At 72.5% G+C, this 22,669-nt stretch carries 25 protein-coding genes; 14 read left to right on the top strand and 11 right to left on the bottom strand.

All coding sequences use genetic code 11. The features are described 5' to 3' along the window. The first annotated feature begins 16 nt into the window (after nt 1-16). Entirely contained in the window at nt 17-874 is an 858-nt protein-coding gene (locus D3A60_RS05575; protein WP_119717756.1) for a 23S rRNA (adenine(2030)-N(6))-methyltransferase RlmJ, read from the top strand. A 76-nt stretch (nt 875-950) separates the two neighbouring features. Continuing rightward, nucleotides 951-1,895, top strand: a complete 945-nt coding sequence (locus D3A60_RS05570) for a DUF808 domain-containing protein (RefSeq protein WP_119717755.1) — start codon at nt 951-953, stop codon at nt 1,893-1,895. 10 nt (nt 1,896-1,905) lie between these two features. On the opposite strand, the gene chrA is transcribed toward D3A60_RS05570, so the two are convergent. Continuing rightward, the gene (chrA, locus tag D3A60_RS05565) at nt 1,906-3,213 is read right to left on the bottom strand and encodes a chromate efflux transporter (RefSeq protein ID WP_196778663.1); all 1,308 of its coding nucleotides are present in this window, start codon (nt 3,211-3,213) and stop codon (nt 1,906-1,908) included. Then, nucleotides 3,197-3,547 (bottom strand): MmcQ/YjbR family DNA-binding protein, encoded by a 351-nt coding sequence (locus D3A60_RS05560; protein ID WP_119717753.1) that lies wholly within the window; start codon nt 3,545-3,547, stop codon nt 3,197-3,199. Before D3A60_RS05560 ends, chrA begins: the two co-directional genes overlap by 17 nt. A 51-nt stretch (nt 3,548-3,598) precedes the next feature. Here D3A60_RS05560 and D3A60_RS05555 point away from each other — a divergent pair, with 51 nt between their 5' ends. Further along, complete coding sequence (locus D3A60_RS05555) at nt 3,599-4,153, top strand: GNAT family N-acetyltransferase (RefSeq protein WP_119717752.1); 555 nt, start codon at nt 3,599-3,601, stop codon at nt 4,151-4,153. 87 nt (nt 4,154-4,240) lie between these two features. Here D3A60_RS05555 and D3A60_RS05550 read toward each other — a convergent pair whose 3' ends face one another. Together D3A60_RS05550 and D3A60_RS05545 are read right to left on the bottom strand one after the other, a co-directional pair. Beyond that, nucleotides 4,241-4,666: an organic hydroperoxide resistance protein gene (locus D3A60_RS05550; protein ID WP_119717751.1), complete on the bottom strand. Its 426-nt coding sequence runs from the start codon at nt 4,664-4,666 to the stop codon at nt 4,241-4,243. A gap of 60 nt (nt 4,667-4,726) precedes the next feature. Further along, nucleotides 4,727-5,170 carry a MarR family winged helix-turn-helix transcriptional regulator gene (locus D3A60_RS05545; protein WP_119717750.1) on the bottom strand — a complete coding sequence of 148 codons (444 nt, stop codon included), beginning with the start codon at nt 5,168-5,170 and terminating at the stop codon, nt 4,727-4,729. Between the two features lie 271 nt (nt 5,171-5,441). On the opposite strand from D3A60_RS05545, the gene mfd reads away from it, so the two are divergent. From mfd to aqpZ, 6 genes are all read left to right on the top strand, one after another. Continuing rightward, nucleotides 5,442-8,936 carry a transcription-repair coupling factor gene (gene mfd / locus D3A60_RS05540; protein WP_119717749.1) on the top strand — a complete coding sequence of 1,165 codons (3,495 nt, stop codon included), beginning with the start codon at nt 5,442-5,444 and terminating at the stop codon, nt 8,934-8,936. Nucleotides 8,937-9,124: 188 nt separating this feature from the next. Next, a complete protein-coding gene (locus tag D3A60_RS05535; RefSeq protein ID WP_157981408.1) occupies nt 9,125-9,556 on the top strand; it encodes a SixA phosphatase family protein in 432 nt (143 codons plus the stop codon). 14 nt (nt 9,557-9,570) lie between these two features. Beyond that, the gene (locus tag D3A60_RS05530; RefSeq protein ID WP_119717747.1) at nt 9,571-9,972 is read left to right on the top strand and encodes a hypothetical protein; all 402 of its coding nucleotides are present in this window, start codon (nt 9,571-9,573) and stop codon (nt 9,970-9,972) included. Between the two features lie 98 nt (nt 9,973-10,070). Further along, nucleotides 10,071-10,931 (top strand): pirin family protein, encoded by an 861-nt coding sequence (locus D3A60_RS05525; protein ID WP_119717746.1) that lies wholly within the window; start codon nt 10,071-10,073, stop codon nt 10,929-10,931. 155 nt (nt 10,932-11,086) lie between these two features. After that, nucleotides 11,087-11,539 (top strand): hypothetical protein, encoded by a 453-nt coding sequence (locus D3A60_RS05520; protein ID WP_157981407.1) that lies wholly within the window; start codon nt 11,087-11,089, stop codon nt 11,537-11,539. Nucleotides 11,540-11,671: 132 nt separating this feature from the next. Beyond that, nucleotides 11,672-12,382: an aquaporin Z gene (gene aqpZ / locus D3A60_RS05515; protein ID WP_119717744.1), complete on the top strand. Its 711-nt coding sequence runs from the start codon at nt 11,672-11,674 to the stop codon at nt 12,380-12,382. Between the two features lie 70 nt (nt 12,383-12,452). On the opposite strand, the gene D3A60_RS05510 is transcribed toward aqpZ, so the two are convergent. From D3A60_RS05510 to D3A60_RS05490, 5 genes are all read right to left on the bottom strand, one after another. Then, nucleotides 12,453-13,310 (bottom strand): pirin family protein, encoded by an 858-nt coding sequence (locus D3A60_RS05510; protein ID WP_119717743.1) that lies wholly within the window; start codon nt 13,308-13,310, stop codon nt 12,453-12,455. Between the two features lie 124 nt (nt 13,311-13,434). Further along, a complete protein-coding gene (locus tag D3A60_RS05505) occupies nt 13,435-14,037 on the bottom strand; it encodes a class I SAM-dependent methyltransferase (protein WP_119717742.1) in 603 nt (200 codons plus the stop codon). A gap of 13 nt (nt 14,038-14,050) precedes the next feature. Beyond that, complete coding sequence (gene rlmKL, locus D3A60_RS05500) at nt 14,051-16,228, bottom strand: bifunctional 23S rRNA (guanine(2069)-N(7))-methyltransferase RlmK/23S rRNA (guanine(2445)-N(2))-methyltransferase RlmL (RefSeq protein ID WP_119717741.1); 2,178 nt, start codon at nt 16,226-16,228, stop codon at nt 14,051-14,053. Nucleotide 16,229: 1 nt separating this feature from the next. Continuing rightward, nucleotides 16,230-16,760: an alpha/beta family hydrolase gene (locus D3A60_RS05495; RefSeq protein WP_119717740.1), complete on the bottom strand. Its 531-nt coding sequence runs from the start codon at nt 16,758-16,760 to the stop codon at nt 16,230-16,232. Between the two features lie 26 nt (nt 16,761-16,786). Then, nucleotides 16,787-17,287: an MOSC domain-containing protein gene (locus tag D3A60_RS05490; protein ID WP_119717739.1), complete on the bottom strand. Its 501-nt coding sequence runs from the start codon at nt 17,285-17,287 to the stop codon at nt 16,787-16,789. Between the two features lie 40 nt (nt 17,288-17,327). Between D3A60_RS05490 and D3A60_RS05485 the strand changes: the two genes are divergently transcribed. Next, complete coding sequence (locus D3A60_RS05485; RefSeq protein ID WP_119717738.1) at nt 17,328-17,915, top strand: N-acetylmuramoyl-L-alanine amidase; 588 nt, start codon at nt 17,328-17,330, stop codon at nt 17,913-17,915. Between the two features lie 9 nt (nt 17,916-17,924). On the opposite strand, the gene D3A60_RS05480 is transcribed toward D3A60_RS05485, so the two are convergent. Next, a complete protein-coding gene (locus tag D3A60_RS05480; RefSeq protein WP_119717737.1) occupies nt 17,925-18,578 on the bottom strand; it encodes a DUF922 domain-containing protein in 654 nt (217 codons plus the stop codon). A 74-nt stretch (nt 18,579-18,652) separates the two neighbouring features. Between D3A60_RS05480 and tesB the strand changes: the two genes are divergently transcribed. The 4 genes from tesB (at nt 18,653) to D3A60_RS05465 (ending at nt 21,839) form a co-directional block, all read left to right on the top strand. Then, a complete protein-coding gene (gene tesB, locus D3A60_RS05475; protein ID WP_119717736.1) occupies nt 18,653-19,561 on the top strand; it encodes an acyl-CoA thioesterase II in 909 nt (302 codons plus the stop codon). Between the two features lie 3 nt (nt 19,562-19,564). Then, the gene (locus D3A60_RS05470) at nt 19,565-20,401 is read left to right on the top strand and encodes a hypothetical protein (protein WP_119717735.1); all 837 of its coding nucleotides are present in this window, start codon (nt 19,565-19,567) and stop codon (nt 20,399-20,401) included. 72 nt (nt 20,402-20,473) lie between these two features. Then, nucleotides 20,474-20,638 carry a hypothetical protein gene (locus D3A60_RS14475; protein ID WP_157981406.1) on the top strand — a complete coding sequence of 55 codons (165 nt, stop codon included), beginning with the start codon at nt 20,474-20,476 and terminating at the stop codon, nt 20,636-20,638. A gap of 4 nt (nt 20,639-20,642) precedes the next feature. Continuing rightward, complete coding sequence (locus tag D3A60_RS05465) at nt 20,643-21,839, top strand: RNA polymerase sigma factor (RefSeq protein WP_119717734.1); 1,197 nt, start codon at nt 20,643-20,645, stop codon at nt 21,837-21,839. Nucleotides 21,840-21,974: 135 nt separating this feature from the next. Here D3A60_RS05465 and D3A60_RS05455 read toward each other — a convergent pair whose 3' ends face one another. Then, on the bottom strand, nt 21,975-22,601 hold the full coding sequence (locus tag D3A60_RS05455) for an EF-hand domain-containing protein (RefSeq protein ID WP_119717733.1): 627 nt from the start codon (nt 22,599-22,601) through the stop codon (nt 21,975-21,977). Nucleotides 22,602-22,669 lie beyond the last annotated feature (68 nt).

The raw sequence follows: 22,669 nt of genomic DNA, 5'->3' as shown, positions 1-22,669 counted from the left end.
CGGCTACCCTAGCGCGATGAATTACCGCCACGCCTTCCACGCCGGCAACCACGCCGACGTCCTCAAGCACGTCGCCCTGCTGGCGATCTGCGACGCCCTGACCGCCAAGCCGACGCCGCTGTTCGCGCTCGACACCCACGCCGGCCGCGGTCTCTACGCGCTCGACAGCAACTCCGCCCAGCGCACCGGCGAGGCCGAGGGCGGCATCGGCCGGCTGCTCGCCGAGGCGCCGAAGCACCCGGCCATCACCCGCTATCTGTCGGCGGTGCGCGCCTGCCGCGCCGAGCACGGCAGCCACACCTACCCCGGTTCGCCGTGGCTGCTGGCGCACGCGCTTCGCGCCGAGGACCGGATCGCGCTGTGCGAGCTGCACCCGGAAGAAGCCGCGGTGCTGGCCGGCAACTTCGCCCGCGACCCGCGCGTGGTCGCCGAGGCGCGCGACGGCTACGCGGCGATCAAGGCGCTGCTGCCGCCGAAGGTCGGCGCCACCCGCCTCAACCGGGGGCTGGTGCTGATCGACCCGCCGTACGAGGCGCAGCTCGACGAGTTCGACCACGCGATCCACGCGCTGCGCGAGGGCATCGCCCGCTGGCCGCAGGGCACGTTCGCGCTGTGGTACCCGATCAAGCTGCGGCGCGCGCTGCAGCCGTTCTACCGGCGCGCGGCAACGATCCCGGCCAGGTCGGTGATGCTGGTCGAAGTTCTGGTGCGCCGCGACGACTCGCCGCTGCGCATGAACGGCAGCGGCCTGCTGCTGCTCAACGCGCCGTGGCAGATCGAGCAGACCCTGCAGCCGGTTGCCAAGCTGCTCGCCGACACGCTCGGCGAGGCCGGCGCCACGTCGCGGGTCGAGTTCCTGCGCCGGCCGGACTGACCGCGCGGCTGCGACGGCCGCTTCATCGCCGCGTGGCACAATCCGCGCCTCCCCGCCCTCCCCCGACGACCCTGCTATGGCCGGATCCAGCCTGTTTGCCCTGATCGACGACATCGCCACGCTGCTGGACGACGTCTCGGTGATGACCAAGGTCGCGACGAAGAAAACCGCCGGCGTTCTCGGCGACGACCTCGCGCTCAACGCGCAGCAGGTCTCGGGCATCGACCCGGACCGCGAGCTGCCGGTGGTGTGGGCGGTCGCGAAGGGCTCGATGGTCAACAAGGCGATCCTGGTACCGGCCGCGCTCGGCATCAGCCTGCTGGAGTCGTGGCTGCACGGCCGCGGCATCAACATCCCGCTGATCACGCCGCTGCTGATGATCGGCGGCGCGTTCCTGTGCTACGAGGGCGTCGAGAAGCTCGCGCACAAGTTCCTGCACTCCAAGCAGGAGGAAGACTCGCACCACGCCGAGCTGCTGCGCGCGGTGCAGGACGAGAACGTCGACATGGTCGCGTTCGAGAAGGACAAGATCAAAGGCGCGATCCGCACCGACTTCATCCTGTCGGCCGAGATCATCGTGATCTCGCTCGGCACCGTCGCGCAGGAGGCGTTCTCGCGCCAGATCGCGGTGCTGGTCGCCATCTCGGCGATCATGACGGTCGGCGTGTACGGCCTGGTCGCCGGCATCGTCAAGCTCGACGACCTCGGCCTGGCGCTGAGCCGCGCCGGCACCGGCATCAAGGCGGCGATCGGCCGCGGCCTGCTGGTCGGCGCGCCGTACCTGATGAAGTTCCTGTCGATCGCCGGCACCGCGGCGATGTTCCTGGTCGGCGGCGGCATCCTCGTGCACGGCATCCCCGCCCTGCACCATCTGATCGAGCCGCTGCTCGGCGGCTCGCTGGGCTGGCTGGTGTCGCTGCTGTACGACGCGGTCGTCGGCATCGCCGCCGGCGCGATCGTGCTGGCGGTGGTGTCGCTGTTCTCGCGCCTGCGCAGGTCGACGCCGGCCAAGGCCGCCTAACGCGCCCCGCTCAGCCGGACGAAAACCCGGCGAGCGCGGCGGCCGTGCCGAGCGCGGCCGCCGCGAGCACGACCCAGCCGGTGCCGACGTCGCGCCGGTCGAGCGCCCACCACGCGGCCAGGGCCACCGCCGCGGCGAACGCGATCTGCGCCACCGGCAGCGGCGCGAGCAGGTGCCAGCCGAACCACAGCGCCAGGCTGGCCATCGCGCCGACGACGGCTGCGGTGACGGCCACCAGGGCCGCCGCGAGCCAGCGCACCGAGCGCAGCCGCTCGATCCACGGCGCCGCCGGCAGCACGAACAGGAAGCTCGGCAGGAACGTCGCCCACACCGTCACCGCGGCCCCCAGCAGCGCCGATGCCAGCGGCGAGCCCAGGTCCGGGCGCTGCCAGCCGCCGACGAAGCCGACGAACTCCAGCACCATGATCAGCGGCCCGGGCGTCGATTCGGCCAGGCCGAGCCCCACCAGCATCTGCGGCGCGGTCAGCCAGCCGTGCACCTCGACGGCCTGTTGGGCGACATACGGCAGCACCGCATACGCGCCGCCGAGCGTCACCAGCGCCGCCTTGCTGAAGAACACGCCCATCGTCCACGCCGTGCTGTCCGCTCCGAGCCATGCACGCACGCCGAGCAGCGGCAGCCACCACGCGGCGAGCAGCAGCATCGCCACGCCGGCCGCGCGCGCGAGGCCGGCCTGCGCGCCCGCGCGCACCGGCATGGCCTCGCCCGCGTGCGCAGGCGCCGGCAGCCAACCGGGCCGCCAGCGTCCCTGGGCGATGCCGACCAGGGCGGCCGCCAGCACGATCGCCACGAACGACCACTGCAGTGCGAACAGCGCAAGAAACGCAGCGGCGGCCAGCGCCAGCGCCATGGGGGTGCGCAGCACGCGCCGGCCGATGCGCGCGATCGCCTGCACCACCAGCGCGAGCGTCGCGGCCTGGATGCCGAACAGCGCCCCGGCGACCGCGGGCAGCTCGCCGAATCGAAGGTAGGCCCAGCTCAGCAGCGCGAGGATGGCGACCGCCGGCAGCACGAACAGCGCGCCTGCGGCGAGCCCGCCGCGCAGGCCGTGCAGGCGCCAGCCCAGCCACGTCGCCAGCTGCATCGCCTCCGGCCCGGGGAGCACCATGCAGTAGTTCAAGCCGTGCAGGAAGGCGGACTCGTCGACCCAGCGGCGGCGCTCGACGAGCTCGCGATGCATCACCGCGATCTGGCCCGCCGGGCCGCCGAACGAGATCCAGCCGAGCTTGGCCCAGAACCGCAGCGCCTCGCCGAACCCCGGCGCCGCCGGCGCGGCCGGTTCAGTCGGCAAGCTCACGCTGCGCCTTCTTCGTCAGCTTCGCGCGCACCAGCTCGTAGCTGCGGCTCAGCAGCGCATCGAGCTCGCCCTCGGGCAGGCGCTCCGGCGCCTCGACCAGCACCCAGTGCGCGCGCGCCAGGTACGGCGCCGGCACGAAGCCGGGCCGGTCGGTCAGTTCGAGGAAGCGCGCGTCGTCGACCTTGAAGCTCAGCCGGCCGGCCTGCGGACCCTGCACGCACAGCACGCAGAACATCTTGCCGGCGACGGTGAACACGAGGTCGTCGTCCCACTTCATGCCTGACTCCACGCCCGGCCAGCGGTCGACGATCCGGTGCAGTGCGGGTGCTTGCATGTGAGCGCCAAATGAAGAAGTCGGGCGGGTTCAGTGTGCCAATATCCGGCCATGGCTGCGCGCGAACGACTCCCCCCCTGGCACGAACGCCAGCGTTTGCCCAACGGGCGAGAGCTGCTGATCCGACCGATCCGGCCGGAAGACGCCGAACCCCTGCGGGCTGGCTTCAACCTACTGCAGCCCGACGAGGTGCGGCAGCGATTCCTGTACTCGGTCAAGGAGCTCACGCCGGAGATGGCGGAACGCTTCACGCGGGTCAATCCGAAATCCGAATTCGCGCTGGTGGCGGCCGAACCGCTGCCGCCCGGCGAAGCGCTGGTCGGCGCCGTCGCGCGCATCGCGGTCGACGACAACGGCCGCGACGCGGAATTCGCGATCCTGGTCAGCCACTACATCTCGGGCATGGGGCTGGGCCGCTACCTGATGACGCGGCTGGTCAAATGGGCCCGCGGCAAGAAGATCGAGCGGATCTACGGCGACGTGTTCGAGCACAACCAGCCGATGCTGCAGCTGGCGGAGTCGCTCGGGTTCGAGCGCGAGTTCCAGCACGACGCGCCCGGACTGATCCGGGTCACCCTCGACCTGAAGAAGCGCGAGGCCGCCTGAGGCGCAGCGGCCTCGCGATTGCGCATGAACTGAACGGCCCCGACGCTCGCGCGCCGGGGCCGTTCGCATGTGCGGGCGCTGACGGGATCAGGCGACCGTCAGGGTGACGTCGATGTTGCCGCGGGTGGCGTTCGAGTACGGGCACACGACGTGCGCCTTCTGCACCAGCGCCTCGGCCTGGGCGCGGTCCATCCCGGGGATGGTGACGGTCAGCGCCGCCTGGATGCCGAACCCCGTCGCGATCGGCCCGATGCCGACTTCGCCGTCGATCCGCGTGTCCGCCGGCAGCGCGATCTTCTCCTGCGCGGCCACGTACTTGAGCGCGCCGATGAAGCACGCGGAATAGCCGGCCGCGAACAGCTGCTCCGGATTGCTGCCGTCGCCGCCGGCGCCGCCGAGCTCGCGCGGGGTGGTCAGCTTCACGTCGAGCGCGCCGTCGGACGAACGGGCGCGCCCGTCGCGGCCGCCGTTGGCGGTGGCGTGGGCGGTGTAGAGGACGTTGTCGAGTGACATCGGTGGTTCCTTGTCGGTTGGGGGAGCATCGGGGTTTGGGAGGGGCAACACGCCAGCGCGCTACTCGGCGGCAAGCAGCGATTCGCGCAGTGACTCGAGCCGGGACTTGATCGCGGCCAGCTCCGGCTGCGTGCAGCCGGTCGCACCGGCCACGGCGCGCGGCACGGCGCGCGCCCGGGCCTTAAGCGCGCGGCCCGGCTCGGTCAGGTCAATCAGGACCTGGCGTTCGTCGTGCGCGGCACGGGTGCGCGTGACCAGCCCGGCGCCCTGCAGGCGCTTCAGCAGCGGCGTCAGGGTGGCCGAGTCGAGGTGCAGCCGTTCGCCGATCTCGGACACGGCCACGCCGTCGCGCTCCCACAGCACCAGCATCACCAGGTACTGCGGGTAGGTCAGACCGAGCGCGGCCAGGTGCCGGCGATAGACCTTGTTGAGCGCCAGCGCCGCGGAATACAGGGCGAAGCACAGCTGGCTGTCGAGCCGCAGCGCCGCGTCACTGCGCGACATGTCGCCCGCCGGGGGAGCCGATACGGCCGCGGTGCCCCGTCGGGGCGCCGAAGCGGTGCGTGCGGGCGGGCGCTGGCTGTCCATGGCGCTGATATTACATAGCGCGCGATTCAATCGCGGGCACGCGAATGGGCTGCACTGTTGCGCGGCTCGCACCGATCCAGGGGTGTGGGAAGGCCCGCCGATGCCCGTCGCGTAAACTGCGCGGCCCCGTGCGCTGGCCGCGAATGCTGCCGGCGCTGCACCTGTTTTGCCGCGAGCGAAATCCCCGATGTCGAGCCCCGCCTACCCCGTCCCGCCCCTGCCGAAGGCCGGCCAGCTGCGCGCCTGGTGGCGCGCGCCCGCTTCGCCGTCGGCGCTGGCGTTCCACCTGGCCGCCGCTGCGCAGGCGCACGACGGGCCGATGCTCGTGGTCGCGCGCGACAACCACGGCGCGCACCAGGTCGAGTCCGACCTGCGCACGCTGCTCGGCGGCGACGCGCGCGAGGGCGGCGCGCTGCCGGTGCTGCCGTTCCCGGACTGGGAAACGCTGCCGTACGACCAGTTCAGTCCGCACCCGGACATCGTCAGCCAGCGCCTGGCGGCCCTGCACCGCCTGCCGACGCTGAAGCGCGGCGTCGTCGTGGTGCCGGTGCAGACGCTGCTGCAGCGCCTCGCGCCGCTGCGCCACATCGTCGGCGGCAGCTTCGACGTGCGCGTCGGCCAGCGGCTCGACCTCGACGCCGAAAAGCGGCGGCTCGAATCGGCCGGCTACCGGCACGTGCCGCAGGTGCTCGACCCGGGCGACTTCGCGGTGCGCGGCGGCCTGCTCGATGTGTATCCGATGGGCGCCGACGCGCCGTTCCGCGTGGAGCTGCTCGACGACGAGATCGACACGATCCGCGCGTTCGATCCGGAGACCCAGCGCTCGCTCGACAAGATCGACGCGGTGCACCTGCTGCCGGGCCGCGAGGTGCCGCTCGACGAGGCCTCGCTGAAGCGCGCGCTCGACGCGCTGCGCGATCGGTTCGACCTCGACACGCGGCGCAGCGCGCTGTACCAGGACCTCAAGTCCGGGCTGGCGCCGTCGGGCATCGAGTACTACCTGCCGCTGTTCTTCGACCAGACGGCCACGCTGTTCGACTACCTCGCCGGCAACGTGCTGCCGGTCGTGCTCGACGGCGCGTTCGAGGCCGCCGAGCAGTTCTGGACCAACACCGGCGAGCGCTACGAGCAGCGCCGCCACGACATCGAGCGCCCGCTGCTGCCGCCCGATGCGCTGTACCTGTCGGCCGACAGGCTGCGCGAGCACCTCAACCAGGGCTGGCGGATCGAGGTCTGCGGCCCGACCCATGCCCAGCGCGCGCGCGCGCAGGCGCTCGGCGAGCAGCCGGCGCCCGCGCTGCCGCTGGCCGCAAAGGACCACGCGCCGGCCGAAGCCCTGAAATCGTTCCTGCGCAGCTACCCGGGCCGAACGCTGGTCGCCGCCGACTCGCCGGGCCGGCGCGAGGCGCTGCTCGAGCTGCTGCATGCCGCGGAGCTCAAGCCGGACGTGCTCGCCGACTGGACGGCGTTCGCGCCGCCGCGCGGCACGACCGCGCCGCTGCCGTCGTTCGCGATCGCGGTGGCGCCGTTCGACGACGGCTTCGCGATCACCGAGCCGGCGCTGACGGTCCTGACCGAGCGCCAGCTGTTCCCGGAGCGCGCCTCGCAGCCGCGCCGGCGCCGGCGCGCGGTGCGCGAGCCGGAAGCGATCATCCGCGACCTCAGCGAGCTGTCGCTCGGCGCCCCGATCGTGCACGAGGACCACGGCGTTGGCCGCTACCGCGGGCTGATGGTGCTCGAGGCCGGCGGCGAGAAAGGCGAATACCTCGAGATCGAGTACGCCAAGGGCGACCGCCTGTACGTGCCGGTCGCGCAGCTGCACCTGATCAACCGCTACTCCGGCGCGTCCGACGAGACCGCGCCGCTGCACTCGCTCGGCGGCGAGCAGTGGACCAAGGCCAAGCGCAAGGCGGCCGAGAAGGTCCGCGACGTCGCCGCGGAGCTGCTGGAGATCCAGGCCAAGCGCAAGGCGCGCGCCGGCATGGCGATCGACCTCGATCGGGTCATGTACGAGCCGTTCGCGGCGGCGTTCCCGTTCGAGGAAACGCCCGACCAGCACAGCGCGATCGAGGCGGTGATCCGCGATCTCGCCAGCAGCCAGCCGATGGATCGCGTGGTCTGCGGCGACGTCGGCTTCGGCAAGACCGAGGTCGCCGTGCGCGCGGCGTTCGTCGCCGCCGCGGCCGGCAAGCAGGTCGCGGTGCTGGTGCCGACGACGCTGCTGGCCGAGCAGCACTACCGCAACTTCCGCGACCGCTTCGCCGACTGGCCGCTACGCGTGGAGGTGCTGTCGCGCTTCAAGTCGAAGAAGGAGATCGAGGCCGAGCTGCAGAAGCTGGCGGAGGGCAAGATCGACGTGATCGTCGGCACCCACCGCCTGCTGCAGCCGGACGTGAAGTTCACCGACCTGGGCCTGGTCATCGTCGACGAGGAGCAGCGCTTCGGCGTGCGCCAGAAGGAAGCGCTGAAGGCGCTGCGCGCGAACGTGCACCTGCTGACGCTGACCGCGACGCCGATCCCGCGCACGCTGAACATGGCGATGGCGGGCTTGCGCGACCTGTCGATCATCGCCACTCCGCCGGCGCACCGACTGGCGGTGCAGACCTTCGTGGTGCCGTGGGACGACGCGCAGCTGCGCGAGGCGTTCCAGCGCGAGCTGTCGCGCGGCGGCCAGCTGTACTTCCTGCACAACGACGTCGAGAGCATCGGCCGCATGCAGCGCGAGCTGCAGGAGCTGGTGCCGGAGGCGCGCATCGGCGTGGCGCACGGCCAGATGCCGGAGCGCGAGCTCGAGCGGGTCATGCTCGACTTCCACAAGCAGCGCTTCAACGTGCTGCTGTCGACGACGATCATCGAATCGGGCATCGACATCCCCAACGCGAACACGATCATCATCAACCGCGCCGACCGCTTCGGCCTGGCCCAGCTGCACCAGCTGCGCGGCCGCGTCGGCCGGTCGCACCACCGCGCGTACGCGTACCTGGTCGTGCCCGACCGCAAGGCGATCACCGAGGACGCACGCAAGCGGCTCGACGCGATCTCGGCGATGGACGAGCTCGGCGCCGGCTTCACCCTCGCCACGCACGACCTGGAGATCCGCGGCGCCGGCGAGCTGCTCGGCGAGGACCAGAGCGGGCAGATGGCCGAGGTCGGCTTCAGCCTGTACACCGAGTTGCTCGAGCGCGCTGTCAAGTCGATCCGCCAGGGCAAGCTGCCCGACGTCGACGGCACCCAGGCGCGCGGCGCCGAGGTCGACCTGCACATCCCGTCGCTGATCCCCGACGACTACCTGCCCGACGTCCACACCCGGCTGACGCTGTACAAGCGAATCAGCAGCGCGAAGGACAGCGAGGCGCTGCGCGAGCTGCAGGTCGAGATGATCGACCGCTTCGGCCTGCTGCCCGACCCGGCCAAGCACCTGTTCGCGATCGCCGAGCTGAAGCTGCAGGCGACCGCGCTGGGCATCCGCAAGCTCGACCTCGGCGAGGCCGGCGGTCGCGTGCAGTTCGTCGAGAAGCCCGACGTCGATCCGATGGCGATCATCCGCCTGATCCAGGGGCAGCCGAAGTCGTACCAGATGGACGGGCCGGACAAGCTGCGGGTCAAGCTCGAGCTGCCCGACGCCGCGACCCGCCTGAACGCCGCGCGCGGGCTGCTCGCGCTGCTGCAGAATCCGCGCTGACCCGCCCGCACGCACAGGACCCTCGACCGATGGGATGCGATCCGAACACCTGCGATTCGCCGCGCGACGGCTCGACGCGCCATGCGGCGCGTCGGCGCACCACCGGTCTCGCCTCACTTTTCGCCGCCGCGCTGGTCGCGACGGCATCTGCGTGCAGCCACGCGCCTCGCTCCCCGCCGGAGCCCGGCGTGACCTTCGTCGTCGTGCGCCACGCCGAGAAGGCCAGCGACGACCCGAAGGATCCCGCGCTTACCGCGGCCGGCGAAGCGCGCGCGCAGCGGCTGGCGCGTTCGCTGGCGTCGGACGACGTGACCGCGGTCTACGCGACCGGCTACCGCCGCACCCGGCTCACTGCCGCGCCGACCGCGCGTGCGCACGGGCTGGACGTCACCGCGTACGACGCGCGCGGCGCGGCCGGCGACTTCGCCGCGGCGCTGCGCCGCGATCACGCGCGCGGCATCGTGCTGGTCGTCGGCCACAGCAACACCGCCCCCGACGTCGCCGCGGCGCTGTGCGGCTGCGTGGTGCCGCCGATGGACGAGACCGAGTACGACCGGCGCATGACCGTGCGCGTTGACGCGCGCGGGACGGCGACGCTGGTGCAATCGCGCGATCCCTGACGACCGGATCGCCGATGGACATTCGCCGCCCTGCCCCGACCGTCTCGGGCCTGGCCTTCGTGGCCCCGGCACTGCTGCTGCTCGCCGCCTGCGCGACGCCGGGCGCCGGGCGCGCGGTGGCCGCCGACCGGCCGTTCACCATGGTGCCCGGCGAAACCGTCGCGCTGCCGGACGCCTCACGATTGCGCTACGTCGAAGTGGCCGCCGACTCTCGCTGCCCGGTCGACGTCGTCTGCATCCGCGCCGGCGATGCCGATGTGGTGTTCGGCTTCACCGCCGCCGGCAACGGCGAACAGCGAGTGACCGTCAACACCGACGCGAAGGCACCGACGCCGATCGGGGCGTGGCAGCTGCGGCTGCTGGCGCTGGCGCGCGGCGACGCACCGACCGCGACGCTGCAGGTGTCGGCGCGCTGACGGCGCGGGTCGGGACGGGCTGTTCCGTTCGGCGGGCTGCGTCGCCCGCGGCGGCGCGGCATGCTGCAGAGCCTCGGCAAACCCCCGGAGCCGCCCCCATGACCACGATCATCGCCCCCCGCGTCCACGACCTCGGCGGCTTCCAGGTGCGCCGTGCGGTGCCGTCGATCCAGGCGCGCTCGGTCGGCCCGTTCGTGTTCGTCGACCACATGGGGCCGGCCGTGTTCGAGCCCGGCCGCGGCATCGACGTGCGCCCGCACCCGCACATCGGGTTGGCCACCGTGACGTTCCTGTGGTCGGGAACCATCCACCACCGCGACACGCTCGGCAGCGCGCAGGACATCAACCCCGGCGACGTCAACTGGATGACGGCCGGCCGCGGCATCGCGCACTCCGAGCGCACGCCGGCTGCGCTGCGCGAAGGCGGCCAGTCGCTGCACGGCATGCAGACCTGGGTCGCGCTGCCGAAGCCGGACGAAGAGGCGATGCCGGCCTTCCACCACCACCCGGCCGCAACCTTGCCGCAGCAGCGCCGCGACGGCGCGTGGCTGCGCGTGGTGGCCGGGCGCGGCTACGGCGAGGAGTCGCCGGTGCGCGTGTTCGCCGACACGCTGTACGTGGCGATCGACCTCGACCCGGCCGCGGAACTCGCGCTCGACGACAGCCACCCGGAGCGGGCGCTGTACGTGCTCGACGGCGAAGCGCAGCTCGACGGCGCCGACATCCCGGCGATGCACCTGGTGGTGCTCGACCCCGGCACCCGGCCGAGGCTGCGGGCGCGCACCCCGGTCAAGGCGATGCTGCTGGGCGGCGAGCCGCTCGACGGCCCGCGCCACCTGTGGTGGAACTTCGTGTCCAGTTCGAAGGAGCGCATCGAGCAGGCCAAGGCCGACTGGCAGGCCGGCCGGTTCGGCAGCGTCCCCGGCGAGCTCGAGTCGATCCCCCTGCCGACGCGCTGACCGCACGCTGGCCGGCGCCGCGACACGGCAGCGTATGGTTTCGCGAGAAACCAAGCCCCCATTCACTCTCGTCATTTGTCAAGCCCCGGGAAGTGGACTATGTTCGGGCCGTGGAACCGTTCTCGGTCCACCCGCGGACTTCAGGGGGAGTTGCGATGAAAGTTTCTGCATGGCTGTTGCTGGCGCTGCCGTTGGCATGCGCCGTCTCCGGGGTTGCACACGCTCAGGCGGCCGGCGGCTGCCCGCGGCTGCCGGCCGACACCGGCCTGACCTGGGAACACCGCGCCGCCGGCAAGGCGGATTTCTGCCGCGCGCTGCGCGCCGACGGTTCCGAGGCCTTCGGGCTGTACATCGCCGACAAGGTCCCGTTCAAGCCCAAGGGCGGAAACCGGGCCGAACTCGGCCGGATCGACGGCCGCGAGATCGCCTGGTACCGCAGCGAGGTCGCGGGCCAGCCGAACGTCGAGACGCGCGAGACGCTGGTCGAGCTGCCCGACGGGCGGATCGCCCACGTGTGGCTGCAGGCGCGTTCGGCCGACGGACTGCGCGCGTCGCTCGACCAGGCGCAGTCAATGCAGTTCGGCGCCACCCGGCTCAGCAGCAACTGATCGGGCGCCTCAACCGCCGCCGGTCGGCATCGGCGGCGGTTTAACCGATCTGCAACAAATCCGAAGCTGAACTGGCCTAGCGTCAGGCGGCCGCGGCGACTGCGCCCGGCGCCATCCCTGGGGGAAAGACGCATGTTCAAGCGACTCGGAGCCGAGTTCCTCGGCACGTTCTGGCTGGTACTGGGTGGATGCGGCAGCGCGGTGCTGGCGGCCAACTTCGGCGGCGACGGCAATCCGCTGGGCATCGGACTCGTCGGCGTATCGCTGGCCTTCGGCCTGACCGTGCTGACCGGCGCCTACGCGTTCGGCCACATGTCCGGCGCGCACTTCAATCCGGCCGTCAGCATCGGCCTGTGGGCCGGCGGGCGCTTCGGCGTGCGCGACCTGGTGCCGTACATCGTGGCGCAGGTGCTTGGCGGCATCGTGGCCGGCTTCGTCCTGCTGCAGATCGCCAGCGGCACCGCGACCTTCGCGATCGATCCAGCCGCCGCGGGCGCATTCGCCAGCAACGGCTTCGATGCCCTGTCGCCCGGCGGCTACAGCCTGGCGGCGGCATTCCTGTGCGAAGTGGTGCTGACCGCGTTCTTCCTCGTGGTCATCCTCGGCGCCACCAGCGCACGCGCGCCTGGCGGGTTCGCGCCGATCGCGATCGGGCTGGCGCTGACGCTGATCCACCTGATCAGCATTCCGGTCACCAACACCTCGGTGAACCCGGCGCGCTCGACCGGCGTCGCGCTGTTCGCCGGCAGCGGGGCGATGTCACAGCTGTGGCTGTTCTGGCTGGCGCCGATCCTCGGCGGCCTGCTCGGCGGCGTGACCCACAAGCTGCTGCAGAAGGACTGATCGCCTCCTTCCAACGAGACAACGCCGCGCTCGTCGCGCGGCGTTGCCGTCGTGCTTCAGTGCCGACTCGTCAGAAGCGTCCCTGCTGGTAGTCGACGAACGCCTGCATCAGTTCCTCGCGGGTGTTCATCACGAACGGCCCGTGCTTGGCGACCGGCTCGCGGATCGGACGGCCCGCGACCAGGATCAGCCGCGCACCGTCGGCGCCGGCACGCAGCGCGACCTCGGCGCCACCGCCGAGCACGGCCAGCTCCTGCGCCAGCACCTCGCGCGCCGCGTCGTCGCGGCCGAGCGTGACGCTGCCCTCGTACGGATACGCGAACGCGCTGTGCCCGTCGGGCAATTCATGCGTCCAGGCCGCGCCGGGGGCGAGGATCACGTCGAGGTACACCGGCGCCGTCGCGGGCTGGTCGATCGGCCCGACCGTGTCGCCGACGCGGCCGGCAATCACTTTGACCGTCACGCCGTCGGCCGGCCGCACCTGCGGGATCCGGTCGGGAGCGAACTCCTGGTAGCGCGGCGCGGTCATCTTGTCGCGCGCCGGCAGGTTCACCCACAGCTGGAAGCCGCGCATCCGACCCTGCTCCTGCTCGGGCATCTCCGAATGGATCAGCCCGCGCCCGGCGGTCATCCACTGCACGCTGCCGGGCACGAGCACGCCCTCGTTGCCGTGGTTGTCCTTGTGCCGCATGCGCCCGTCGAGCATGTAGGTGACGGTCTCGAAGCCGCGGTGCGGGTGGCTCGGGAAGCCGGCCAGGTAGTCCTCGGGCTTGTCGGTGCCGAACTCGTCGAGCATCAGGAACGGGTCGAGCATGTCGAGCTGCGGGCTGCCGATCACGCGGACGAGCTTCACGCCGGCGCCGTCGGACGCCGGCATGCCGCGCAGCTTGCGGGCGACGTGGGCGGGGTGGACGGTGGCGGTGGTCATGGCGGTTCCTGCGGGGCGCGTCGAATCGACGCGGGGCACAGGATGGCACCGCCGCGCGCGCCCGCCAGCCGGGTGCGCCGCGACCGTCCGTTCCACCTCCGCAACGACGGATGGATTTTTCGACCTATTGTCCCGGAGCGCCTGCGTGCCGGTACACGTAGACCGTCGCGGGCGGCACGTTGCGCAGCACGAAGTCCCCGCGCTCGACCGTGAGGCCCAGCGCCTCGGCGACGGCGTCGGCCACCGGCGCAATGGGCCCGTAGGTGAACTGCACCAGCACGCCGTCGTCGCGCAGGCAGGCAAGCGCGGCCTCGAGGATCTCCTGCTGCAGCGGCGGCGGCATGCTCAGCAGACCCAGTCCGGACACGATCGCGTCGGCGCGGCCGCCGGCCAGGTAGCCGGCCTCGTCGGCGAGCCGCTCGAGCGATCGCGCATCGCCGAGCACCGCGCGAACCCGCGGAAAGCGCGCGCGCAGGTGCGCGTGCAGCTCTTCGTTGAGCTCCAGCACCAGCAGGTCGTCCGCGTCGATGCCGGCGTCGAGCAGCGCCGCGGTGATCGCGCCCGTGCCGCCGCCCAGTTCGATCACCCGGCGGACGCCGTCGGGCATCGCGGCGATCATCGCCGCCGCAAGCTCCGCGCTGGACGGCAGCAGCGCCGCGGTGCGCAGCGGATTCTTCAGCCACTGGCGGAAGAACGTCATCGCACCGGGGCGCTTCGTGCCCTTCACGCGCGCGCCATCATCAGCCGCTGCGCACCGCGTCGAGCCGCTGCAGGCGCCAGCACCGGTGGATGCGCGGGTCGCGTTCGAAGTCGGGCGGGATGGTCTGCGGCGAGATGTCCTCGCAGCGCGCGAACGCGGCGATCGCCGCTTCGTCGAGGCGGAAGCGCCGGTAGTTGTTGGAGAAGTACAGCACGCCATCGCGCGAGAGCCGGGCCACCGCGGCGCGCAGCAGGCGCACGTGCGCGGCCTGCACGTCGAAATCGCTGGCGCGCTTGGAGTTCGAGAACGTCGGCGGGTCGCAGAACACCAGGTCGTACTCGTGCGTGTCGGCCTCCAGCCACGCGAGCGCGTCGGCCTGCACCAGCCGGTGCTTGGTGCCGCCGACGTTGTTCTCGCGCAGGTTGTCGGCCAGCCATTCCAGGTACGTGCCGGACAGGTCGACCGACGTGGTCAGCCGCGCGCCGCCGACGGCCGCGTGCACGGTCGCCGCGCCGGTGTAGCAGAACAGGTTGAGGAAGCGCGCGTCGCCGGCCTCCTCGGCCAGCCGCAGGCGCATCGGCCGGTGGTCGAGGAACAGGCCGGTGTCGAGGTAGTCGAACAGATTCACGCGGAGCCGCGCGTCGCCCTCGCGCACGGTCAGCAGCTCGCCGCGCGCGTCCATTTGCCCGTACTTGCTGCCGCCCTTGCCCTTGGCGCGGGTCTTCAGCGCGACGCGTTCGCGCGGGACGTCGAACACGTCCCGCGCGGCCGCCAGCAGCTCGTTGAGGCGACGCCGCTGCACGGCCTCGGGAATGTCGGCCGGCGCGGCGTACTCCTGCACGTGCAGCCAGGTCACCGGCGCGGCGGCGTCGGTCGTGTAGACGTCGATCGCCGCGGCGTACTCGGGCAGGTCGGCGTCGTACGCGCGATAGCAGGTGACGCCTTCGCGCTCGCGCCAGGCCTTCAGCTTGCGCAGGTTCCGACGCAGCCGGTTGGCGACCATCTGAGCGCCGTCCGACAGCGCCGGCGTCGCCTCGGAGACGGCGCGCTGCGGCGGCGCGATCGGATCGACCGCGATCAGCGTGCACTCGATCGCGCCGTTGAACAGCTGGTACTTCTTCGCCGCGCGCAGGCCGGTGGCGAACGCCAGCTCGGCGTCGCCGCACAGCAGGCTCGCGCGCCACTGCGGCACGGCGCGCTTGAGGCCGTCGCCGAGCGCGCGGTATAGGGCCGGATCGGCCGCCAGGCGCGCATCGTACGGCGGGTTGCACACCGCCAGCCCGCGCGCGATCGTCGCGCCGTCGTGCTGCACGGTGCCGGCATCGAGCGCGCGGATGTCGGCCACGCCGAAGTCGATGACGCCGGCCAGCCCGGCGAGGTCGGCGTTGTCGCGCGCCGCACGGATCGCGTGCGGGTCCAGATCGCGGCCGAAGAACACCGGCCGCAGTGCCGCCATGCCGGCGGCCTCGCGGCGGCGCGCGTCGTCGACGAGCGCGTCCCAGCCGGCGACGTCGAAGCCGCGCCAGCGCGTCGGCGTCGCGTTGCCGTGGCGCAGCAGGCCGGGCGCGACGTCGGCCGCCATCAGCGCGCCCTCGATCAGCAGCGTGCCGCTGCCGCACATCGGGTCGAGCAGCGCGCCGCCGTCGGCGTACACCGCCGGCCACTGGCCGCGCAGCAGCACGGCCGCGGCCAGGTTCTCCTTCAGCGGCGCCTCGCCCTGCTTCTGCCGCCAGCCGCGCCGGTGCAGCGGACCGCCGCCCAGGTCGATCGACAGGATCGCGCGGCCCTTGCGCACGACCAGGTTCAGGCGCAGGTCCGGGGCCTCGACGTCGACGTCCGGCCGCGCGCCGGTGCGCGCGCGCATCACGTCGACGACCGCGTCCTTGACCCGCTGCGCCGCGTAGCGCGCGTGCGTCAGCGCATCGCCGGACACGTGCGCGTCGACGGCCACCGTGTGCCCGCCGGCCAGGTGCGCCGGCCAGTCGACCGCGGCGGCGCCGGCGTACAGCGCGTGCTCGTCGGCGCAGTCGAACTCGGCGATCGGCCACAGCACGCGGCTGGCCAGCCGCGACCACAGCACCGCGCGCTGCGCGTCGAGCAGTGTGCCTTCGACGTTGGCGCCGGCCATCGCCGCCGTCGCGCGCGCGCAGCCCAGCGCGACGAGCTCGTCGGCGAGCAGGTATTCGAGACCCTTGCCGCAGCTGGCGAAGAACTTCATGTCACAGCCCCGCCAGCAGGTCGGCGAACAGCGTGGCGCTGGTGTCGACGTGAGACGACAGCCGGTGCCCGTCGTCGACCAGCAGCAGGCGCGCACGGCGCGGCTGCGCCCACGCGACGACGTCGGCGGCCGGGATCAGCTCGTCGCCCCAGCCGTGCAGGACCGAAATCGGCACCGGCGCGGCGTCGAGCGGATGGGCCTGGCCCATCCGCACCGGCGGCGCCATCAGGAACAGGCCGGCGACCGGCACCTGCAGCGACACCAGTCCCGACACGTACGCGCCGAGGCTGGAGCCGGCCAGCACCAGCGGGCCGCGCGCCGCGGCAGCGCGCGCGCGCTCGAGCAGGCGCTGGACCCGCGCCGGCACGTCGCCGACCTCGCTGACCGAACGCATCGCATCGAGGTCGGTGTAGTCGGGGCGTTCGTGGGTCCAGCCAGCGCGCTCGGCGGCGGCAGCGAGCGCGGTCACCTTGGTGGCGTCGGGACCGCTCTCGAAACCGTGGGACAGGATGCAGTGACCGCGAAGTGGCATGGGAATCCGGGTGATCGATCGGAGGGTCAGTCGGCGACGGCGACGACCGGGTCGCCGACGCGCAACGCGCCGCCCTCGAGGATGCGCGCGCACAGGCCGCCGTGGCCGCGCATGGCGTTGTAGCCGCCGGGTCCGAGCGCGGCTTCCATGCGCGAGCACGGATCGCAGTCGCCGGTGCCTTCGAGCAGCACCTCGCCGATGCGGAAGCGGCGACCCTTGAGCGCCACCAGCGGAATGCCCGCAACCAGGACGTTGCGGCGCAGCGTCGCCGGCGCGATGCCGTCGATGCCCGCAAGCGCCGCGATCGCGGGCAGGTGCTCGGCCTGGATCAGGGTGACGCCGCGCTTGCCGCTGCCGCTGCCGTAGCGGTCGCCGACCAGGCCGCGACCGGCTTCGGCGACGGCCGAGTCGACCACCTGCATCGCCACGTCGCGCTGGGGGCGCAGGCCGATCCACTCGACCCGGCCGGCGCGCGGCAGCGTCGCCATCAGCTTGCCGAGTTCGGAATCGGCGGGGGGCAGGCGCATGGCGATCTCCGTGGCGGAGGCGAATGCTAGCATCCGGGCCATGTCGCCCCCGCCGTCGATGCCACCCGTGCAGGTGGAGCCACTGCCGTACGAAGCCCGCCTGGACCCGCGCGAGCGCGACGCGATCGACCTGGTCGTCATCCACTGCACCGAACTCCCCGACCTGGCCATGGCCCGGCGCTTCGGCGAGGAAATCCTCTACACCGGCTCGCAGACCGGCAACAGCGGCCACTTCTACATCGACCGCGACGGCAGCGTGCACCAGTACGTGGCGCTCGAGCGCGTCGCCAACCACACGCGCGGCTACAACGCGCGCGCGGTCGGCATCGAACTGGTCAACCGCGGCCGCTATCCCGACTGGCTCGCCGCGGGACACCAGGCGATGGACGAGCCGTACACCGACGCGCAGATCGACGCGCTCGTGGCGCTGCTGAACCGGCTGCACGCCGACCTGCCGGCGCTGCGCTACATCGCCGGGCACGAGGACCTCGACACCACCGAAGTGGTGGCCACCGACGACGCCAACCGCCGCGTGCGGCGCAAGCGCGACCCCGGCCCTCTTTTCCCGTGGGTGCGCGTGCTCGGCGCGATCGAGCTGCTGCGGATCGAGGCCGACGCGGCCGCCTGACATCGTCCGTCAGAGCCGCACGCCCTGTTCGCGGCCGTGCTTCGTGCGGCGGTCGAGCAGGCGGTTGTCCACCCCCAGCCGCTGCTGGATCCGGTTCACGACCTTCTCGACCTGCCACTGCAGGTCGCGGCAGCGCTCGCCCGGGGCGGTCGCCGCCAGCGCGGCCTCGATTCGCCGGGCCCCGTCGACGGCCAGCGCGCGGTGCTGCGCCTCGTGCGCGACCAGCGCGGCCAGGTAGGCGTCCCAGCGCTCGCGGGCCTCGCGCCCGGCGCGGTCGCGGTGGGCCCAGCGCGGCACGGTGACGGTGAGATCCAGGGTGACGGCGTGCCCGTCCGGCCGGCAGCGCCGCGGACCGGCGCGCGGGCGGCCCGGCAGCTCATCGTCGCGGAACTCCGCTGCCCATTCGATCGTCCACGCGGTCAGGCCGTCGTAGCGACGACCCGATTCGTCCTGCGGCCCGTTGCGGCGGATCTCGTCGCGCAGTGCGTCGAGCGACCGCGCCGCGAGGTCGTAATGAACGGTGCGCTCGCTGACCCGCAGCTCGGCGTGGCTGGCACCGGCGGCCAGCAGCAGGGCGAACGCCTGCCATCCCCGCCACCGCCCGCGTCCCGGAGGGCGACCGCATCGCCCGTGCGCTTCCTGCATCGACTGCTCCGCTTGCATGACGCGCCTGTGCCGCGCGGCAGCGCGTCAACCCCGGCCGATATACTGGCCACCGCCCCCGACCCCGCGCAACCATGACTTCTCCCGTTTCCGAGCTGATCGAACTGCTGTCGCTCGAGCGACTCGAAGACAACCTGTTCCGCGGCCAGAGCCGCGACATCGGCACCAAGTACGTGTTCGGCGGGCAGGTGCTCGGCCAGGCGCTGTCGGCGACGCAGGCGACGATGGAAACGCCGCGCTCGGCGCATTCGCTGCACGCCTACTTCCTCAAGGCCGGCGACATCGAGGCCCCGATCGTCTACCAGGTCGACCGCACCCGCGACGGCGGCAGCTTCTCGGTGCGCCGCGTCACCGCGATCCAGCACGGCCAGCCGATCTTCTTCCTCGCCGCGTCGTTCCAGAAGGAGGAACACGGCGGCGAGCACCAGCTGTCGATGCCCGAGGTCCCCAAGCCCGAGGACATCGACCCGGCGCCGGCGGTGCCGCCCGAGGTGATGGCCACGCTGCCGACCAAGGTGCAGCGCTGGCTGACCCGCGCCGGTCCGTTCGAGTTCCGCCACGTCTACCCGCGCGACGAGCTCAACCCGCCCAAGCGCCCGCCGTACCAGCAGGTCTGGTTCCGGCTCAGCGAGCGCGTCGGCGACGCGCCGGAGCTGCACCGCGCGCTGCTGGCCTACGCGTCGGACTTCCACCTGCTCGGCACAGCCACGTTCCCGCACGGCATCAGCTACTACCAGCCGAACGTGCTGATGGCTTCGCTCGACCACGCGCTGTGGTTCCACCGCCCGTTCCGCGCCGACGACTGGCTGCTGTATTCGATCGACAGCCCCAGCGCGCAGGACAGCCGCGGGCTGGCGCGCGGACAGATCTACGACCGCGACGGCCGGCTCGTGGCCAGCACCGCACAGGAAGGCCTGATCCGCGTCGTCGCCGAGCCGAAGGACGACGAACGCGCGACCGACGGCACCAAGGCGAAGGGCTGAGCCATGCGCCAGGTCTTCAGCAGCCAGCGGATCGAGAACGTCGAAGGCGTCGCCAAGCTGCTCAGCGATGCCGGCATCGAGGTGCGCATCACCCAGCCTCGCTCGTACAAGGGCAACGTGCGCGGCACCTTCCGCTACACCCAGCCCTCAAAGCAGCAGCCGGCAGTCTGGGTGGTCAAGGCCGACGAGCAGGTGCGCGCGCGCGAGATCCTGCGCGACAACGGCCTGATCGATTCGACCCGCCCCGGGGAGAGCTTCCTGCTGCCGAGCGTGCACGACGACCGCGGCCAGGCCGGCAAGACCCCGGCGCAGCAGCGGCTGTTCCGGATCAAGATGGCGCTGATCGGCGGCATCGTCGTCGTCCTGGGCCTGGCGATGCTGCGCGGCCTGCAGACGGGAACGCCCGATGGCGAGGCCGGCACGCCGGCGGCGGCGGCGACGTACGACGGCGCGCCATCGGCCACGCCGGCCGACGCGGCGGTCGCGGTCTTCGCCAGCGAACTCGACGCGGACCGCGCGCTCGTCCAGTGCGTGGCGATCGACGGTCGCGACCCGCTGCCGGCCGTGTTCGACCGCCTGGTGCAGCCGGGGCTGGCGCTCGTGCCGGCGTCGCAGTGCCTGCGCAGCGCCGACGAGGACAACGCCAGTTCGCACCCGGCGTCCGGTCGCGAGGCCTCGATCATCGAGGTCAACTGGTTCCGCCAGACCGGCGCCGACACGGCGACGATCGAATTCAGCGCGTACCACCACCGCATGTCCGCGCGCTACAAGACGCTGGAGCTCAAGCGCGTCGACGGCCGCTGGCAGGTGGGGCGAGTGCTGAAGCACGTCGCCACCTGAGCCGGCGCGCCCGGTCACATCGGCGGCCCCGCCTCGTCTGTGTTGGCAAGACCCGCGAAATGGACGCCCGCCATGCCCACCGACCTGTCCGCCCTCCTGCTGTGCCTACCGCCGGGCCTTGGCGACGCCGTCGCGCCGTGGCTCGCCGCCTTGCCGCCGGTCCCGGCCATGGCGCTGGCCGCAGTGGCGACCTGGGCCGTCGCCGTGTCCGCACTGCTGACCCGTCGCGGGGGCTGAACGCATGAACGCCCACGTGCTCGACTCGCTGATCCACGCCCACCTGCCGGCCGCCGCGCGCGGCGACCAGGCGGCGTACGGCCGCATCGTCTCGGCCTGCCAGAACTCGGTGACCGCGATCGCGCTGGCGATCGTGCGCGACGTCCACGCCAGCGAGGACATCGCGCAGGAGGCTTTCCTCAACGCGTGGCAGAACCTGCGCAAGCTCAAGAACACCTCGAGCTTCCTGCCGTGGCTGCGGCAGATCACCCGCAACCTCGCCCGCGACCACCTGCGCACGCGGCATCGCCTGGCGACGGCGAGCGAGGAGGCCGACGCGGCGATCGAAGCGGCGGCCGACCCGCTGCCGCCGCCGTGCGAGCAGCTGATCGACGCCGAGCGCCAAGCCGCGGCGGCCGAGCTGATCGCCGCCCTGCCCGACGAGAGCCGCGAGGTGCTGCTGCTGTACTACCGCGAAGGCCAGAGTTCGCAGCAGGTGGCCCTGCTGCTGGGCCTCAGCGACGCGGCGGTGCGCAAGCGGCTGTCGCGCGCCCGCGCCAGCGTCCGCGGCGACCTGCTCGCCCGCTTCGGCGCCTTCGCGCGCGACAGCGCGCCGTCGGTGGCGTTCACGACGCTGGTGGTCGGCACCCTGGGCACGGTCAGCCCGCCCGCCGCCGCGGCCGCGGTGATCGCGGCCGGCTCGGCCGGCGCGGGGCTCGGCAAGCTCGGCAGCGGCATGGGCGCATCCGCGCTGTCCGGCGGCGTCGCCGGCGGCTCGCTCGGCGTGCTGGCCGAGTTCGAGGCGCACGCTGGCGGTCTGCTCGGCGGTCTGGTCGGCGGCACGCTGGGCGCGCTGCTCGGCGGCTACTTCCTGATGCGGCTGGCCGGCAACGAGGCCGAGCGGCAGGCGCTCGGGCGCTTCGTTCGCATGAACACGGCCTCCGCGGCCGTGTTCTGCCTGACCCTGGTGTCGGTGGCGCTGACCACCAGCGGCTGGACCTGGGTACTGCTGACCACGCTCGCGGGGCTGGCGGTGCTGAACTACCAGTACCTGGTGCCGCTGCAGCGCGTGCTGCTGCCCTACCGTGAACGCCAGCGCGCGCGCCGCGGCCGGGTGCCGTGGACGTTCGAACTCACGTACGGGCGCACCGGCGTGGTCATCAGCAACGCGATGGCGCTGGGCGCGATCGTCTACGCGATGGTCGATTCGGGGCGATTCTGACCCGCGACGGTCCGGCGCGCGCCTCTCCATCCGGCGGACAAAAAAGAACCCGTGCCGCGGAGACGCCGGCACGGGCCAGGGGATGACCTCACTGCTGACAACGGCCGCGCGCGAGGCGAACGGCCATCGGCGCGGTCAGCGACGCGGCGGCGCCAGGTCGGCGCGGCTCAGGTAGCCGTCGCGGTCCTCGTCCAGGAACGCGAACTGCTGCGCCAGGCGCGGCATCTTCGACTCGACCTCGGCGCGGCTCAGCCGCCCGTCGCGGTTGGCGTCGGCCTCGGTGAACGCCTGGTCCGTGCGCTGCTGGCGCTGCGCCGAGAACTCGGCCCGCCGCTGGGCATGCATCGCCTGCAGCTCGCTGCGCACCAGGTAGCCGTCCCGGTTGCGATCGGCGGCGTCGAAGCGCTCGGCCAGCCGCGGCTGCGCGGCCGCCTCGACCTTGCTGATGCGACCGTCGGCATTGCCGTCGAGCTTGGCGATGCCGCCCATGCCGTCGTGACCGCCCCGGCCGTGGCGCTTGCCGTGGCGCTGCGGGCGCTCGGACGCGTCGATGCGTCCATCGCGGTTGCGGTCGAGCTGGTCGAACTTCTCCGCCATCCGCGGGTGCGCGGCCGCTTCGGCCCGGTCGATGGCGCCGTCGCCGTTGGCGTCGATCTTCGAGCGGCTGGGCGCCGCGCCCTGGGCCACGGCAACGGTCGTGCCGGCGACGAGGCCGGCGATCGCCAGCGCGAGCGCACCGGCAGCGAGGTGGGAACGGTTCATGCGTTGACTCCGATTCGGGACGCGCGGTTGCGCCGTCGCAGCAGTCAACGCGCGCAACGCCGCCGGGT

This window comes from Cognatilysobacter tabacisoli, assembly GCF_003586305.1.
Classification (GTDB): domain Bacteria; phylum Pseudomonadota; class Gammaproteobacteria; order Xanthomonadales; family Xanthomonadaceae; genus Cognatilysobacter_A; species Cognatilysobacter_A tabacisoli.
Note: the sequence above shows the minus strand (reverse complement) of the source record. Positions and strands in the feature narration are given on the sequence as shown.